Below are 15,401 nucleotides of genomic sequence, written 5' to 3'. Positions count from 1 at the left end.
CATGGCGAACCACTCGCCCTTTTTGCGCCATTGGCTTGGATTGTTACATTCGTGTTATTTGGCGATATGCCAGGTCAATGGCGCGATCCGGCCAGCGGTCCACCGGAGGCAAGGGGCCGCCGGACGCCGGGAGGTCCAATCCCGAAACCGGCGTGGCCGGCCATCGCGGGACCAGGACCGCGCCCGCGATTCCCGGGACGCGCGCGGCGGCGCTCCACGGAGGCCGTCTCCGTACTGAGCACGGATGCGCCTCGTGCCGGACCCCTGTCAGATGGAAGGCAAGGACACCCGAGAGTTCGAGGTGAGGCAATGAGCGGTTCCGTCCGGCACCTGGTCGCTCGCGCACGGGACGAGGTGCGCAACATGTCGGTGCCAGAGGTCGCCGACGCCCTGGAGGGCGGCGGGGTGACGCTGGTCGACCTCCGCGAGCCCGACGAGGTCCGGCGCGAGGGCGCCATTCCGGGCGCGGTGGCGGCACCCCGCGGAATGCTGGAGTTCTGGGCGGATCCGGCCAGCCCATACCACCGCGAGGAGTTCGTCCCCTCCGCGCGGACGATCCTCTACTGCGCCTCCGGCGGCAGGTCGGCGCTGGCCGCGCAGACGCTGCAGGCACTCGGCTACACCGACGTCGCGCATCTCGACGGCGGGCTGGCCGCGTGGAAGGAGCAGGGGCGGCCGGTCACCTTCGCGGCGGAACGGCGATGAAGGAGATCGGCTTCCTCGCCGCCCCTCCCCCGACCGACGAGGCGCGGCGCATGTTCGACGAGGACGTCGCCGACACCGGTCACGTCATGAACACCTCCAGGCTGTGGGCCTACCGGCCCGACCTCGTCGCCGGGCTCTTCGAGCTGCTCCGGGAGGCCGGCACGGCGGCCGGGCTGAGCTTCCGGGAACGGGGCGTCCTCGTCGCGGCGTGCGCGTCGGCCGCCGGCGACTCGTACTGCTCGCTGGCCTGGGGCTCCCGGCTGGCGGAGGCGGGCGATGCGGACACGGCCGCCGCCGTGCTCCGCGGCACCGACACCGGGCTGACCGCCCGGGAGCGGGCCATGGCCGGCTGGGTGCGGAAGGTCGCCGGCAGCCCCCACGCCACCGCCGGGGAAGACGTCCAGGAGTTGCGCGACGCCGGTTGGGACGATCCCCAGATCTTCGCGATCACGGTGTTCGCGGCCTTGCGCATCGCGTTCTCGACCGTCAACGGCGCGCTCGGCGCACGTCCGGACGCCGCCTTCCGCACCACCGCTCCCCCGGCCGTCCTCGACGCCGTGACCTACGGCCGTCCGATCGAGGACGAGCCCTCGAAGCCCAGCTGACGACTCCGATGAAGGTGGCCGTGATGGCGAACCCTCCGACTCCGTACCCGACCTCTGGTCAGCCGTATCAGTACCAGCCGCCGGTTCCGCCGCGCGCACGCAAGGGAAGGGCCGCGAAGCGCATCGCCGGGCTGGTGTTCCTCCTCGCGATCGTCGGTGCTCTCGTGCTCGTCCGGATTGCCACCAAGAACGCCCCTGAATCGGCCAAGGCCGGGGACTGCGTCGCCCGGGACGGCGACAGCGTCAAGGTCGTGAGGTGCACCGACTCCAACGCCGCGTTCAAGGTGGTGGGCAAGGTCGAGAACAAGACGCAGGTTCAGTTCTCCGTCGGCTCGAGCACCATCTGCCGTCCCTTCCCGGGTGCCACGAGCGCCTTCTGGAAGGGCGAGGTCGGCGGCGAAGGCTATGTCCTGTGCCTCGGCCGCCTCACGGGGCCGTGACCGGACGGTTCCTCGGCCACTCGGGCGCACGGTAGCGAAAGACAAGAACTACATGAGCGCCGCCGACTCCCTCACAGTGAGCGCAGTGCGGTGAGCGGGGTGCTTCGGCCGGTGGCGAGGGCCGTGGCGAAATCGGTGGGTCCCAGGCGTTCGCGGAGGGCGGTCCGGAGCGGCGGCTCCGGGGTCTCGGTGGGCGTCGGGGCGAGATTCTCGGCGGCGCCCAGCAGGATGGCGGCGCGGTCGGGACGCCCCGTCGCGTGGTCGGAGTCGGCGAGCAGGAGCAGGCTCGTCACGAGCACGTTCCGGTCGCCCAGGCCCACGGCGATCTCGAGGGCCTCGGCGAAGTGCCGCCGGGCCCGTCCGTGGTCGCCCGCCGAGGCCGCGGCGCCGCCGAGGCCGTGGAGGCACCGCGCCGCGCAGCGCAGGTCGCCGATCTGCCGGAACTCGGCGAGCAGCCGGGTGAACCGGGGTTCGGCGGCGGCGTGGTCCTCGCGCGCCTGGTCGAGCCGGGCGAGGGCGATCTCGGCGTGCAGGCGCTCGTGCTCGTTGCCGCTGGTCCCGGCCAGCCGGCCGGCCTCGGCCAGCCAGGTCGCGGCCTCGTCGAGACGGACGCGGTCCTCGATCGCGAGGTTGGCCATATGGAAGAGGCAGTTGGAGCGTTTGACCGGGTTGTGGAGTCGGTCGAAGAGGTCGGCGGCCTCCGCCAGCCGGGTCAGGGCGGCCGGGGTGTCCGGCACGGCCAGCCCGAGGCGGAACAGCGCCAGCGCGCGGTGCCAGTCGTCGTCCAGCCGCTCGAAGAGGGCGGCGGCCCGTTCGAGGACCTCGAACTCGCTGCCCTGCGCCACCGCCGCCGCCCTCGCCGTCCAGCCGAGGGCGAGGAGGGCCAGCGCCCGGTCGTGCTCCGAGGCGTTCTCGGCGCGCTCGTACGCCTGCTCGGCGTACGCCCGCGCCCGTTCGGTGTCCTGGTAGTCGAGCAGGAAGGCGCAGGTGATCGCGGCTCGGACGCCCAGGGAGCCCTGCGGGAGCGGACGCTCGAGCAGCGTGTCGAGCCATTCGAAGAGCTCGCCGCGGGCGCCGAGCACCTCCCATCCGGTGCAGATGCCCGCGAGGAACTCCCACGCGACGGTCGGCTCCGGCTGCTGGAGGGCCCACCGCATCCCGGCCCGCAGGTCCGCCCAGTGGCGCCCGAACCAGCGGAGCGCGGCGGCCTGGTCGCGCCCGCAGAGGCCGGTCAGCGCGGCCACGCCCTGCCCCAGGTGGTGGCGGGCGTGCTGCTCGTGTGCCCGTTCGGCGGCCCCGCTCTCCTCCAGTCGCCGGTGCGCGAACTGGCGGACGCTGTCGAGCAGCCAGTACTCGGTCGCCTGGTCCTGCCGGCGTCGCGAGATCAACGAGCGGTCCAGTAGGCGCGGGAAGACCTGGACGAGGACGGCCGGGCTCAGCGGCGGGTAGCCCAGGACCCGGGTCGCGGTGTCGTAGTCGAACGCCGCCGGGAACACAGAGCAGCGTTCGAACAGCAGCCGCTCCTCCCCGCTCAGGAGCTCGTAGCTCCAGTTCAGCGCCTCCTCCAGGGTGCGGTGCCGGGCCGGGGCTCCGCGCGCCCCGTCGGTCAGCACCGCGAACCGGTCGTCCAGCCGGGCCCGCAGCTCCGCCGCGGAGAAGACGCGGGTCCGGGCGGCCGCGAGTTCGATCGCCAGCGGCAGGCCGTCGAGCCGGCGGCAGATCACCGCCACGTGGCGGGCGTTGTCCGAGGTGACCGCGAAGCCGGGCGAGACCGCGGCGGCGCGGTCGGCGAACAGCCGCGCGGACGCCGCGCTCAGCACGGCGGCCGGATCGTTCCCCTCCCCAGGGACGGGCAGCGGCGGGATCTCGTACACGACCTCCCCCGCCACCCGCAGCGGCCCGTGGCTGGTGGCCAGCACATGAAGGCCGCGGGTGGTGGCCAGCAGGTCCGCGAGCAGCGCCGCCGCGCCGTCGGCCACATGCTCGCAGTTGTCGACGAGGAGCCAGTGCCGCCCCTTCGCGAGCGCGGCGCGGATCCGGGCGCGCGGGCGGCCCCGGTCCCCGGCGACGAGGCCGAGGGCGTCGGCGAACTCCCGTTCTCCGTTCTGCCCGCGCGGGACGCGGGCGAGGTCGACCAGGACGGCGGGCGGCAGGGCGGTCACCAGGTCCGCCAGTCGCAGCGCCAGCCGGGTCTTGCCGGTCCCGGCGGGCCCCGTCAGCGTCACCAGCCGGTTGGCGCCGACGAGCCGGCGCAGGTCGTCGATCTCCTCGTCCCGTCCGACGAACGAGGAGATCGGCTTGGGCCGGGGCGCGGCGTCCCGGAGCGCCTTCAGCCGCTCCGCCGCCTCGACCAGGACCTGCCGGTTCGGGGAGGCCTGCCGGTCCGCGCCGCCGAGCTTGCGGAGGAGGGCCGACACGTGGCTCTCCACGGTCCGTTCCGACACGTGCAGGGCGTCGGCGATCTCCCGGTTGTGCAGGCGGTCCCCGACGAGCCAGAAGATCTCCAGCTCGCGGGGCGTCACCCCCGCCGCCCGCAGCTCGTCCGGAAACACGTCCGATCCCACTCTTGGAGTATCCCGTTCTCAGCGGACGGATCCCCACAGGTTCACGCGGTCGGTGGACGGGATGCGGTCGCGTACCGGGCTCGCAGGGCGGACTTCCTCACCTTGCCGGAGCCTGTGCGCGGCAGCTGCTCGACCAGGTGCACGTGGGACGGCACCTTGAAGGAGGCCAGGCGCTCGCGCAGGAAGGCGCGGAACTCGTCGGGCACGAGCGACGCCCCCGGGCGGACGACGACGAAGGCGGCCCCCGCCTCGCCCCACTTCTCGTCCGGGACACCGACCACCGCGCACTCCGCGACGGCCGGATGGCCGGCGGCGACCGCTTCGATCTGGACGGGGTAGACGTTCTCACCGCCGGAGATGTACATGTCCTTGAGCCGGTCCACGATCGTGAGGTGGCCGTCCTCGTCACGGAAGGCCACGTCGCCGGAGCGGAACCAGCCGTCGGCGGTGAACGCGGCCGCGGTCGCCCCGGGGTCGTCCCAGTAGCCGGGGGTGACGCTCGGCCCGCTGATCAGAACTTCGCCCGGTTCGCCGGGACCGGCCTCGGACAGGTCCGGGCGGACGGTCTTGACGTCGGCGAAGAAGCACGGGGTGCCCGCGGAACCGGCCTTCTCGATGCTGCCCTCGGCGCCGAGGAAGGTGGCACCCGGCGCCGTCTCGGTCAGGCCGTAGCCCTGGCAGAACACGATGCCGCGCTCCTGGTACGCGCGGATCAGCGACGTGGGGATCGGCGCGCCGCCCGACATGACGTGGCGCAGCGAGGACAGGTCGGCCGCGGCCCAGCGCGGTGACTGGACCAGCCCCGCGAACATCGCCGCGACGCCGAAGACCCACGTGACGCCCTGCTGCTCGATCGCGTCGAAGCAGCCGTCGACGTCCCAGCCGTCCATCAGCAGCGACGTGCCGCCCTTCATGAAGGTCGGCAGCAGCAACTGGTTCAGGGCCGCCACATGGAAGAGGGGCGCGGCCACGAGCGCGACCTCGTCCTCGCGGATGTCCACGTCGATGAACATGTTGAAGGTGTTGAACGCCAGGTTGCCGTGGGTGAGGACGGCTCCCTTCGGCCGGCCGGTCGTGCCCGAGGTGTAGAGGATGAGCGCCGGGTCGTCGAGCCCGAGCGGGACGTCGATGGGCTCGGCCGCTCCGCCGGCGAGGAGGCCCTCGTACTCCGAGGCCAGCGGCACCCTGGCTCCGGTGTACGACTCCAGTTCGCGGACCGCCGTGTCGCACTCGGGCGCGTGGATCAGCATCTCGGTCCCGGACTGCCCCAGCATGTAGTCGAGTTCGGGGGCGGCCAGCCGGAAGTTCAGCGGCACGAAGACCGCGCCCAGCAGGTGGGCCGCGAACATCGACTCGACGAACGCGGGATGGTTGTGGCCGAGGTAGGCGACCCGGGCGCCTTTCTCGAGGCCCCTTTCCGCGAGGGCGTGGGCCAGCCGGGTCGACCGTTCGGCGACCTCGCCGAAGGTGATCTCCCGGCCCCGGTAGCGCAGCGCGACCCGCTCCGGTGCGCGCCGCGCCCTGCGCATGGGCCACGAGCCCGTTCCCAGGTTCAGCATCTCGTCCCCCTATCCGGGACGCCCCGTTCAGGCGTTGTCTCGTCCATCCCGGTTGCGGTGGGTCATCGGTGCTCCTTGCCGGCGCCGAGGCCGAGCAGGCGGGCGGCGTTGTCCTTGAGGATCTTGGGTCGTACCTCCGGCTTGATCTCGAGCGCACCGAAGTCGGCGAGCCAGCGGTCCGGGGAGATGACGGGATAGTCGGAGCCGAAAAGCACCTTGTCCTTGAGAAGGGTGTTGGCATAGCGGACGAGCTGCGGCGGGAAGTACTTCCGGATGCCGCCACCGCCCGGCACCCCCGCGCCGATGCCGGTCTGACCGGTGTGGAACAGCGCCGGGACGCCCAGCTCCTCGATCGCCTCGTACAGCGGGTAGGCGAGCGGGTCGTCGGGGGCGAAGCCCTGAATGCTCGGGTGGAACTTGAACCCGCGCACGCCGTGCTCCTCGACCAGGCGGCGGGCCTCGCGCACGCCGGCCCTCCCCTTGTGCGGGTCGACGCTCGCGAACGGGATGAGGACGTCGGGATGCTCGGCGCAGCTCTCGGCCACCTCCTCGTTGGAGATGCGCAGCCACCCGGTGGCGTGCTCGGCGTCCACGGTGAACACCACCGCGGCCAGCTTCCGCTCCCGGTAGTGGGCGGCCATCTCCTCGATCGTCGGCTGCCGGTGCCCGTGCGCCTTGAAGTACTTCTCCGAGGCCCCGAGCAGTTCCGGGCTCAGCGACGCGTGCCCGTCCCTGGACACCTCGGCGTGGGTGTGGACGTCGATCGCGATCAGCTCGTCGACGTCGATGGCGAGGCCCGCCATGTCAGGCTTCCGGCCCTTCGGCGCAGGCCGCTCCGAGGCCGCGCCCGCCGCCGCTCACGATCGCGGCTCCGCCGTCCGACCGCACACCGTCACCTCTCCCCTGCCGGCGGGATTCCCGTTACTTCGCAGTGTCATGTCGAACAGGATTCCTGTCAATTGTCTACGCTGGACCGGTGAGAGGATCGGCGCCGTGGAACCGGGGAGCGGGCGAGTGACGGACGGCCGGCCGGGCGGGCGGACGATGGCGGGCGCCAAAGCGGCCCCGTCGCTGCTCTACATGGTGAAGCGGTTGGAGCTGGCCGTGCGCTCCGGCCTGGACGACATCGTCCGACCGGCGGGCATCACCGCATTGCAGTACACGGCCCTCACCGTCCTGGAACGGCACGACGGGCTGTCCACCGCCCATCTCGCCCGCGACTCGTTCGTCACGGCCCAGTCGATGGCCGACATGGTGCGCACCCTGGAGACCCGCGGCTTCATCGAACGCAAGCGCAATCCCACCAACCGCCGGGAGTTGACCATCCACCTCACCGGCACCGGACGCGCGCTGCTGGCCGCCCTCGCCGAGCCGGTCCGCCGACTGGAGGAGCGCATGATCGACGACCTGTCGCCAAGACAGGAGGAGCAGTTCCGCCGAGCGCTGTCCCGAGCCTGGCGCGCCCTCTCCTGAACACCGCGTACGAGGCGCCGCCTCATCGGCGGCGAAGCATGGAGGATTGCGCCCATGGAACCTGTCGCCGAGTGCCTCGCGTGCGATCTTCTTGCCGGGGTCCGTCCTCTTCCGGGAGGCCGTCTGGCGGAGTGGTCGGGTTGGGTCGTCGAGCACTCGGTGGGCCCCCTCGGCCTGGGGACGTTGGTGGTCAAGCCTGTGCGGCACGTCGTCCATGTCGCCGAGTTGAACGATGTCGAGAGTGCGGCCCTGGGGCCGTTGCTCCAGCGGGTGGCCGCAGCGGTGACGAAGGTCGTGCAGCCGGAGCAGGTCTATGTATGCCTCTGGTCCCATGCAAATGCCGTGCCGGGTCACTTGCATTTCGTGGTCCAGCCTGCGGTGAAGGCTGACATGGCCCGGTTCGACGCGTTCGGACCCGCACTGCAGATGGCGATGTTCCGCGAAGGGGCGGTGCCGGACGAGACCGAAGTGGAAGCGGTGTGCAGGCGGCTCCGAGCCGTCTTGTCCCGCTCGCTGGACGAAGCGTGAGACAGCGCCTCAGCCGAGCGCACGCAGCAGCACAGCGGACCGTGCGCCGTCCGGGCCGCCCCCGGCGCCTGCTCCCCGTCCCCTGCCGCACCGGCACCGTCCGCGAGCTGCCGGCCGCCCTCGCCGAACGGTCCGCCGGTGAATGTGGACTTTCGTTTCGTCCGGCACCTCATCGTCGTAAGGAATCGCGCTATATTCCTTATCGGAGACCATGAGGTCTCGTTATGTCCCGTCCGTTGCAGGGTGCCGCACCGGGCGCGATCGACCGTTCCGGGTGACCGGCCGCCTTGCGGAAGGCGGGCCGGGCTCGCTTCGGCAATAACTTGATCTTGAGCGGAGGCGCACGTGGCCGAGGGTGGTTCGACACCGGAGATCGATCTCACTCGGCCGAGCGTCGCTCGCATGTACGACTACTACCTGAACGGGAAAGACAACTACCAGGTCGACCGGGAGGCCGCGGAACGGGTCGCGCGGGCCATGCCGGAGATCGGCGAGCTCGCCAAGGAGAACCGCTCCTTCCTGCGCCGCTCCGTGCGGTACATGGCGCGCCGGGGAATCCGGCAGTTCCTGGACATCGGCTCCGGGCTGCCGACCGTCGGCAACACCCACGAGATAGCCCACGAGATCGTCCCGGACGCCCGCGTCGTGTACGTCGACAGCGATCCGGTGGTCCTGGTGCACGGGCGCGCACTCCTCGCGACCAACGAGTTCACCACGGTCGCCCAGGCCGACATGCGCCGGCCCGCCGACGTCCTCGACCACGCGAGGAGCACGGGGCTGATCGACTTCGCCGCTCCGGTCGGCGTGCTGATGATCGCCATGACCCACTTCCTCACCCTGGAGGAGCGGGAGGGCGTCATGGCCCCCCTGCGCGAGGCCCTGGCGCCGGGCAGCCACCTCGCCGCGACGCATGTGACGACGGAAGGGCACGCCCCGGCGGCCGTCGAGCAGATCGAGAACGCCTACGCGGCCACCCCCACCCCCATCTACTTCCGCAACAAGTCAGACATCGCGCTTTTCTTCGACGGCTTCGAACTCGTCGATCCCGGCCTGGTCACCATCGACACCTGGAACCCCGAAGACGATGAAACAGACAAACCGGCCAAGCAGGTCGGCAAATGGCTCTACGGCGGCATCGGCCGCCTGGGCTGAATTCCGGGGCGGCGGGTGGGGTCAGATGACGCCGGATTCGGTCAGCCAGCGCCATAGTTCGTCCTGGTGGACGACCGTGACTCCCAGTTTCTCGGCCTTGCCGGTCTTTGCGGCGCCGACGTTGTCTCCGGCCAGCAGGTAGTCGGTGTTGGCCGAGACCGACGAGGCGGTCGTGGCCGCGGCCTGCTCGACCAGGCGCGTGACGTCCGGCCGGCTGATCTTCGCGCCTGAGCGCGGGTCGGTGAACGCGCCGGTGATGACGACCGAGCTGCCCTTGAGCGGCGAGTCGCCGGCGGCGGCCGCGTCGACCGGCCGGTCCTCGTCCAGGACGTCGAGGTCGACGCCGCGCTCACGCAGCGCGGCGATCTCCTCCAGGACGTCCGGGCGGGCGAAGAAGGCCACGATGCTCTCGGCGACCTTCGGTCCGATGTCGCGGATCGCCACCAGGTCCTCGGCCGTCGCCGCCGCGACGTCCTCGATGCGCTCGTAGCCGGCCAGGCACAGGCGCTTGGCCGTGCCCTCGGAGGCCATCGGGATCGCCAGCCCGATCAGCGCGCGCCGCAGCCCCATCCCCTTGGACGAGGCGATCGAGTCGACCATGTTCCTGGCGCTGACCTCGCCCATCCGCTCGTAGTCGAGCAGTTGCTCGGCCGTGAGGTCGTAGAAGTCGCTGCGGCGCTTGAGCACGCCGTCCTCGGCGAGCTTCTCGATCCAGACGTCGCCGACGCCCTCCATGTCGGCCGCCGGGCGCGAGGCCCAGTGCATCAGCCTGCGCGTCGCCTGTGCCGGGCACTGCAGGTTCACGCACCAGCGCTCCTCGCCGGTGCCGCGGACCTCCAGTTCGGAACCGCACGACGGGCAGTGCGTCGGCGGGACGATCTCGACCTCGCTCCCGTCGCGCCGCTCCGGCAGCGAGCGGCCCGCGAACGGGATGACGTCGCCGCGCCGCACGACCGCCACCGTGTCGCCGATCCGCAGGTCGCGCTCGCGGATGAGCCGGGGGTTGTGCAGGGTGATGTTCTCCACCGTCACACCGCCGACGAACACGGGCGCCACCTTGGCGCGCGGCGGGACGCGGCCGATCTTGCCGACCGGCCACTCGACCGACAGCAGCGTGGTCAGCTTCTCCTCCGGCGGGTACTTGAACGCGATCGCTCCGCGCGGCTCGGCGCTGTTGAAGCCGGCCGCGTCGAACGCCGCCGGCTCGTGCAGCCGCACGACCGCGCCGTCGATGTCGTAGTCCAGGCCGTCGCGGCGGCCGCCGATCTCGTGGATCGCGTCCATCACCTGCTCGGCGCCGCCGCCCAGGTACTGGGCGACCGGCTCGAAGCCCGCCGGGACCTCGATCGCGACGCCTTCGCGGTCGGCGCCGAACGCGAAGAACCGCAGCAGCCGCTTGGCCTTGGCCGCAGCCTCCGGGTCCTTCAGGACCAGCGTCCCGGCGGCGCCCGACCGGGGGTTGGTCAGCGTCCGCTCCGGGTGCGCCTCGTTGTAGGCCGCCCACACCGACCGCAGCATCACCGCCTCGCCGCGGACCTCCACGCGCCCGGGCTCCTCGATCCCGGCCGGCAGGCCGGGGATCACGTGGCGCACCTTCTCGGTCACCAGCTCGCCGACAGTGCCGGTGCCGCGCGTCGCGACGTAGTCGAGCCTCCCGTCGGTGTAGACGACGCTGAGCGAGAGGCCGTCGAGCTTCTCCGACACGCGGAAGACCTGGCCGCCGAACCGTTCGCAGAACGCGCGGATCTGCTCCTCGCTCGTCGCCTTCGCCAGCGAGAGCATCGGGCGCGCATGGCGCACGGTCGGCCCGGTCAGCTCCGCCGGCGCGTTGACCTTGCCGAGGGGGCTGTCGGCGGGCTCGAGTTCCGGGTGCTCGGCGACGAGCGCCGCCAGCTCGTCCTTCAGCGCGTCGTAGTCGGCGTCCGGCAGCGGGCTGTCGCCGGCGCCGTAGTACAGGTCGTTCAGCCGCTTGACCTGGGCGGTCAGCTCGGCGATGCGCTCTCCAACGTCCACGCCTCGATTAAACGCGATGGCACCGACAGTCCGCTCCGCCCGAGCCCCGGCCCGGGGCGGGAGGCCTGCCGTGCGTGCTTCAACCGCGCAGTCGTGCGTTGAGCCGTGCGGCCTGTCGGGTGAGGTGTTCGTGTTCGGGAAGGTTGGGCGCTGATCGCGCGGCCTCGGCGTAGAGCCGTGCCGCGGTGACCAGATCGCCGTCCCGCTCGTGCAGGTAGGCCGCGGCGGCGGTGTGGCGGGGCAGGGCGGGGTCGAGCTCCGCCAGCGCGGCCAGCCCGGCCCGCGGGCCGTCGGCCTCGCCGACCGCGACGGCCCGGTTGAGGCGGACCACCGGGTTGCCGGTGAGGCGCACCAGTTCGTCGTACCACTCGACGATCTGCACCCAGTCGGTCTCCTCGGCCGTCGGAGCGTCGGCGTGGAGCGCGGCGATCGCGGCCTGGGCCTGGAACTCGCCCAGGCGGTCGCGGCTGAGGGCCGCCTGGAGTATGCGGACGCCCTCGCTGATCATGCGGGTGTCCCACCGGCCGCGGTCCTGCTCGGCGAGGGGCACGAGCCTGCCGTCGGGGCCGGTGCGGGCCGGGCGCCGCGCGTGGTGGAGCAGCATGAGCGCGAGCAGGCCCGCGGCCTCCTCGTGGCCGGTCATGGCCGCCAGCTGCCGGGCGAGCCGGATCGCCTCGGCCGCGAGGTCGACGTCGCCGGAGTAGCCCTCGTTGAAGATCAGGTAGAGCACGCGCAGCACGGTGGCGACGTCGCCCGGCCGGTTGAACCGGGCGTTCGAGACGGTCCGCTTGGCCCGGCTGATGCGCTGGGCCATGGTCGCCTCCGGGACGAGGTAGGCCTGCGCGATCTGCCGCGTGGTCAGGCCTCCGACGGCGCGCAGCGTGAGCGCGACGGCCGAGGCCGGTGTCAGGGACGGGTGCGCGCACAGGAAGTACAGCCGCAGCGTGTCGTCCACGGCCTCGCCCGGGCCGGGCGCGGGCTCCGCGTCGACGCTCAGCTCCCGGTGCCGCCGCGCGGCGTCGGCGCGGGCGGCGTCGAGGAACTTGCGCCAGGCCACGGTGACCAGCCAGCCCTTGGGGTCCTGCGGCGGGTCCCGCGGCCATACGCGCACGGCCTCGACCAGGGCGTCCTGAACGGCGTCCTCGGCCGCCGCGAAGTCGGCTCCGCGGCGGACGAGGACACCGATCACGGTGGGGGTGAGGGTCCGCAGCCGGGCCTCGTCCAACTCTGTCACTCCGTGATGGTCGGGGGCGCGGCGAAGAACGGGCGCACCTCGAGCCACTCGTGGATCGGCCTCCCGCCCGCACCCGGGGCCGCGGACAGCTCGCCGGCCAGTTCGATCGCCCGCTCCCGGGTCTCGACGTCGATCACGTACCAGCCGGCGATCAGGTCCTTGGTCTCCGCGAACGGGCCGTCGGTGACCGGCGGCCGGCCCTCGCCGTCGTACCGGACGAACATGCCGTCCGGGGAGAGCGCCTGCATGTCGACGAACTCGCCGGTGGCCTCCAGCCGGGCGGCGAAGTCCTCCATGTACTGCACGTGGGCCGAGATCTCCTCCGGCGTCCACTGCTCCATCGGCACGTCGTTGACCGGTGCCGGCGCGCCCCGGTAGTGCTTGAGCAGCAGGTACTTGGCCATCAGGTCCTCCTCGGTGCGGTCCGGCCGCGGTGGCCGTGTCCGCTGCGGGGACGGAGCCGGGCACGGATTCTCGACATCCCCGCCAGATTATTCTTCCCCCACTTTCCGCCGCGCGGGTGCCATCTCGCCGGTGCCGTCCGCCCGGGGGCCCGGCGCCGGCCGCGTTTAGGCTGGAGGCGTGCAGGTTCATCGCGGGCCTTCCCATCCGGCCCTCGCACCGTTCGTTGCGGGCCTCGGCTATTGCGAGTCGGACGGCCCGGCCGTCCGCGAGCGGTCCATCCCGACCGGCTGCGCCCAGCTGTTCGTCAACCTGCACGCCGACGCGTTCGCCGGGGGCGCCGGCGGGGCCGCCTTCCTCGGCGCGACGTCCCGGCCCTCGGTGATCGACACGGCGGACCAGCGGGCCCTCGCCTGGGTGGTGTTCAAGCCAGGGGGCGCGTTCCCCTTCTTCCCGGCGGAGCCCGGCCTTGTCGTCTTGAGCGACCTCTGGGGCCGCTCCGGGGCGCTCGTGCGGGAACGCCTCCTGGAGGCGGGCGGCCCCGCCGAGATCCTGGACTCGCTGGAGTCGGTCCTCCTCAAGGCGGGCGGCCTGGACCGCGATCCCGCCCTAGAGGCCGCGGTCGCGGCGCTCGATCGGGGCGCCCCCGTCGGGGAGGTGACGGACCGGCTCGGCTGCACGCGCAAGCGGCTCATCGGCCTCTTCCACGACCGCGTCGGGCTGACGCCCAAGCGCTTCGCCCGCGTCCGGCGGTTCCAGCGCACGCTCCGGCGGATCCCCTACGACCGGCCGGTCGACTGGGCCGAACTGGCGTCCGCCTCCGGGTACGCCGACCAGTCGCATCTGATCCGCGACTTCCACGACTTCGCCGGGCTGCGGCCGACCGAGTACCGGCCCCGCTCCCCCGGCCAGCCGAACCACGTACCGCTCTGAGGGAAATTCGTCCAATACGGGGCTCGCGGGCGGCCGCCACGATGGAGCCATGAACCTCTTTCCGAAACTCGTCGTCGACGACGCGGTCCGTGCCGTCGAGTTCTTCACCACCGCGCTCGGCGTCAAGGAGACCGAGCGCTCCGAGACGCCCGACGGCAAGATCGTCAACGTGCGGCTGGCCCTCGGGGACGTCCAGTTCACGCTGAAGGACGAGGACTCCGTCGACGCCGGGCCGACCGCGCTCGGCCTCGACCGCTCACCCGTGATCATCAACCTCGAGGTGCCCGATCCCGACGAGGTCGCCGCCCGCATGGAAGCGGGCGGCGCCACCGTGATCTACCCCGTCGAGGACCACCCGTACGGACGCATGGGCCGCCTGCGCGACCCGTTCGGCCACGTCTGGATCGTCCGCAGGACCCCCTCCGGGTGAACCTGCCGCGGTGAGGGCGGCCTCGTCTTCGAGGCCGCCCTTGCTTCGTCGGGTCGTCGATGGCCGCGAGACCCGGCATACGCCAAGATTGCGGCATGGGATCGGTGGCTGCGAACGGCACGGACGAGTACCAACCCGACCAGTACCGGCGCCGCTCCGCCAGGGTGCTGCTTGTGGACGACGCCGAGCGCATCCTGCTGTTCCGGTTCCCTCGCGTCCACCGCAAGCCCGAGGCGGGCCACTGCTGGATCACCCCCGGCGGTGGCGTCGACGACGGTGAGACGCTCGCCGAGGCCGCCGCCCGCGAACTCTCCGAGGAGACCGGCCTGGTGGCCGCCCCCGGCGACCTGGGTCCCGTCGTCGCCTTCTCGTCCGGATACGCCGACTTCCCCGGATGGGTGAGCGGGGTCTTCCGTGACGACTACTTCCTGTACCGGACGGCCGCCACCGACATCGACACCGCGGGGTTCACCGACGTGGAACGCCGCCACATCAGCGAGCACCGCTGGTGGCCGGTCGGCGATCTGGAGAAGGCACCGGAACCCGTCTACCCGCTGCGGCTCGCGGCGCTCCTCACCGACCTGCTCGCCGGACGAGGCGGCGTGTCTCCCGTCCGCCTTCCCTGGCATCACCCCTGACGCAGAATTCTTCGGCGCCGTGTCGATCCGCCGGGACGCCGTTCGACCTGTGGATGACGGTCCTCGTCCATGGCCCCGGCCGTGGACGCGAGCAGAAGGAGCATCCCGATGGGATCCATCAAGTCCAGCCTCTTCATCTCCCTCGACGGTGTCATCGAATCGCCGGAGACCTGGCACCTGCCCTACTTCGACGACCAGATGGGCGCCGTCGTCGGCGAGTTGATGAGCGGAGCCGAGGCGACCCTCCTCGGCCGGCACACCTACGAGGGGTTCGCCTCCTACTGGCCCACCGCCGACCCGGCCGACCCGATGACCAAGGCCATGAACAGCGCGCGCAAGTACGTCGTGTCCACCACGCTGACCGAGGCGGCCTGGGAGAACTCCACGCTGATCAACGGTGACGTCGCCGCGGAGCTGACCAGGCTCAAGGCCGACACCAACCTCGGCACGACGGGCAGCGCCGCGCTGGTGCGCTGGATGCTCGGGCAGGGCCTGGTCGACGAACTGCACCTGCTCGTGCACCCGATCGTCGTCGGACACGGCGCCAAGCTCTTCACCGACGGCGACACCGTCCCCCTGAAGCTGGTCTCCTCGACCACCTTCGAGAACACCGGCGTGGTGCACCTCGTCTACACCAACGCCGACGCCCCCGAGGCCTGAGCCCCGCGAGACGGCTCGACGTCGCAGACCGGCAACGGCCGTCCGGTCCCGGGTCCGACGGGACC

General features: G+C 72.0%; 16 protein-coding genes. 10 read left to right on the top strand and 6 right to left on the bottom strand.

What is annotated here, in order from left to right; translation table 11 throughout:
• Nucleotides 1-309 precede the first annotated feature (309 nt).
• From AB0C21_RS17730 to AB0C21_RS17720, 3 genes are read left to right on the top strand one after another with little or no spacing between them, the layout of a single operon-like run.
• Entirely contained in the window at nt 310-705 is a 396-nt protein-coding gene (locus tag AB0C21_RS17730) for a rhodanese-like domain-containing protein (RefSeq protein WP_500205242.1), read from the top strand.
• Entirely contained in the window at nt 702-1,310 is a 609-nt protein-coding gene (locus AB0C21_RS17725; protein ID WP_500205241.1) for a carboxymuconolactone decarboxylase family protein, read from the top strand. The genes AB0C21_RS17730 and AB0C21_RS17725 overlap by 4 nt, the downstream gene beginning before the upstream one ends.
• A gap of 23 nt (nt 1,311-1,333) precedes the next feature.
• Entirely contained in the window at nt 1,334-1,750 is a 417-nt protein-coding gene (locus tag AB0C21_RS17720; protein WP_500205239.1) for an LppU/SCO3897 family protein, read from the top strand.
• 71 nt (nt 1,751-1,821) lie between these two features.
• On the opposite strand, the gene AB0C21_RS17715 is transcribed toward AB0C21_RS17720, so the two are convergent.
• From AB0C21_RS17715 to AB0C21_RS17705, 3 genes are all read right to left on the bottom strand, one after another.
• Complete coding sequence (locus AB0C21_RS17715) at nt 1,822-4,314, bottom strand: ATP-binding protein (RefSeq protein ID WP_500205238.1); 2,493 nt, start codon at nt 4,312-4,314, stop codon at nt 1,822-1,824.
• A 41-nt stretch (nt 4,315-4,355) separates the two neighbouring features.
• The gene (locus tag AB0C21_RS17710; RefSeq protein ID WP_500205236.1) at nt 4,356-5,873 is read right to left on the bottom strand and encodes an acyl-CoA synthetase; all 1,518 of its coding nucleotides are present in this window, start codon (nt 5,871-5,873) and stop codon (nt 4,356-4,358) included.
• 62 nt (nt 5,874-5,935) lie between these two features.
• Entirely contained in the window at nt 5,936-6,676 is a 741-nt protein-coding gene (locus AB0C21_RS17705) for an amidohydrolase family protein (protein WP_500205234.1), read from the bottom strand.
• 211 nt (nt 6,677-6,887) lie between these two features.
• Here AB0C21_RS17705 and AB0C21_RS17700 point away from each other — a divergent pair, with 211 nt between their 5' ends.
• The 3 genes from AB0C21_RS17700 (at nt 6,888) to AB0C21_RS17690 (ending at nt 9,026) form a co-directional block, all read left to right on the top strand.
• On the top strand, nt 6,888-7,346 hold the full coding sequence (locus tag AB0C21_RS17700; protein ID WP_500205232.1) for a MarR family winged helix-turn-helix transcriptional regulator: 459 nt from the start codon (nt 6,888-6,890) through the stop codon (nt 7,344-7,346).
• A 54-nt stretch (nt 7,347-7,400) separates the two neighbouring features.
• Nucleotides 7,401-7,874 carry an HIT family protein gene (locus AB0C21_RS17695; RefSeq protein ID WP_500205231.1) on the top strand — a complete coding sequence of 158 codons (474 nt, stop codon included), beginning with the start codon at nt 7,401-7,403 and terminating at the stop codon, nt 7,872-7,874.
• Between the two features lie 345 nt (nt 7,875-8,219).
• Nucleotides 8,220-9,026 carry an SAM-dependent methyltransferase gene (locus tag AB0C21_RS17690; protein WP_500205229.1) on the top strand — a complete coding sequence of 269 codons (807 nt, stop codon included), beginning with the start codon at nt 8,220-8,222 and terminating at the stop codon, nt 9,024-9,026.
• Nucleotides 9,027-9,047: 21 nt separating this feature from the next.
• On the opposite strand, the gene ligA is transcribed toward AB0C21_RS17690, so the two are convergent.
• The 3 genes from ligA to AB0C21_RS17675 form a co-directional block, all read right to left on the bottom strand.
• Nucleotides 9,048-11,039, bottom strand: a complete 1,992-nt coding sequence (gene ligA, locus AB0C21_RS17685) for an NAD-dependent DNA ligase LigA (protein WP_500205227.1) — start codon at nt 11,037-11,039, stop codon at nt 9,048-9,050.
• A gap of 79 nt (nt 11,040-11,118) precedes the next feature.
• Complete coding sequence (locus tag AB0C21_RS17680; RefSeq protein WP_500205343.1) at nt 11,119-12,264, bottom strand: RNA polymerase sigma factor; 1,146 nt, start codon at nt 12,262-12,264, stop codon at nt 11,119-11,121.
• Nucleotides 12,265-12,269: 5 nt separating this feature from the next.
• A complete protein-coding gene (locus AB0C21_RS17675) occupies nt 12,270-12,677 on the bottom strand; it encodes a YciI family protein (protein ID WP_500205225.1) in 408 nt (135 codons plus the stop codon).
• A gap of 178 nt (nt 12,678-12,855) precedes the next feature.
• Here AB0C21_RS17675 and AB0C21_RS17670 point away from each other — a divergent pair, with 178 nt between their 5' ends.
• From AB0C21_RS17670 to AB0C21_RS17655, 4 genes are all read left to right on the top strand, one after another.
• Complete coding sequence (locus AB0C21_RS17670; protein ID WP_500205223.1) at nt 12,856-13,608, top strand: AraC family transcriptional regulator; 753 nt, start codon at nt 12,856-12,858, stop codon at nt 13,606-13,608.
• 49 nt (nt 13,609-13,657) lie between these two features.
• Nucleotides 13,658-14,038 carry a VOC family protein gene (locus AB0C21_RS17665; RefSeq protein WP_149256934.1) on the top strand — a complete coding sequence of 127 codons (381 nt, stop codon included), beginning with the start codon at nt 13,658-13,660 and terminating at the stop codon, nt 14,036-14,038.
• Between the two features lie 95 nt (nt 14,039-14,133).
• Entirely contained in the window at nt 14,134-14,676 is a 543-nt protein-coding gene (locus AB0C21_RS17660) for an NUDIX hydrolase (RefSeq protein WP_500205220.1), read from the top strand.
• Between the two features lie 108 nt (nt 14,677-14,784).
• Complete coding sequence (locus AB0C21_RS17655) at nt 14,785-15,336, top strand: dihydrofolate reductase family protein (protein ID WP_500205218.1); 552 nt, start codon at nt 14,785-14,787, stop codon at nt 15,334-15,336.
• Nucleotides 15,337-15,401: the final 65 nt, after the last annotated feature.

It is taken from the genome of Spirillospora sp. NPDC049024, from assembly GCF_040649235.1.
In the GTDB taxonomy this organism is placed as follows: Bacteria; Actinomycetota; Actinomycetes; order Streptosporangiales; family Streptosporangiaceae; genus Spirillospora.
Note: the sequence above shows the minus strand (reverse complement) of the source record. Positions and strands in the feature narration are given on the sequence as shown.

Coding starts and splice junctions, on each gene's coding strand:
- AB0C21_RS17730 (WP_500205242.1), top strand. CDS start 310: ATGAGCGGTTCCGTCCGGCACCTGGTCGCTCGCGCACGGGACGAGGTG.
- AB0C21_RS17725 (WP_500205241.1), top strand. CDS start 702: ATGAAGGAGATCGGCTTCCTCGCCGCCCCTCCCCCGACCGACGAGGCG.
- AB0C21_RS17720 (WP_500205239.1), top strand. CDS start 1,334: ATGGCGAACCCTCCGACTCCGTACCCGACCTCTGGTCAGCCGTATCAG.
- AB0C21_RS17710 (WP_500205236.1), bottom strand. CDS start 5,873: ATGCTGAACCTGGGAACGGGCTCGTGGCCCATGCGCAGGGCGCGGCGC.
- AB0C21_RS17705 (WP_500205234.1), bottom strand. CDS start 6,676: ATGGCGGGCCTCGCCATCGACGTCGACGAGCTGATCGCGATCGACGTC.
- AB0C21_RS17695 (WP_500205231.1), top strand. CDS start 7,401: ATGGAACCTGTCGCCGAGTGCCTCGCGTGCGATCTTCTTGCCGGGGTC.
- AB0C21_RS17675 (WP_500205225.1), bottom strand. CDS start 12,677: ATGGCCAAGTACCTGCTGCTCAAGCACTACCGGGGCGCGCCGGCACCG.
- AB0C21_RS17665 (WP_149256934.1), top strand. CDS start 13,658: ATGAACCTCTTTCCGAAACTCGTCGTCGACGACGCGGTCCGTGCCGTC.
- AB0C21_RS17660 (WP_500205220.1), top strand. CDS start 14,134: ATGGGATCGGTGGCTGCGAACGGCACGGACGAGTACCAACCCGACCAG.
- AB0C21_RS17655 (WP_500205218.1), top strand. CDS start 14,785: ATGGGATCCATCAAGTCCAGCCTCTTCATCTCCCTCGACGGTGTCATC.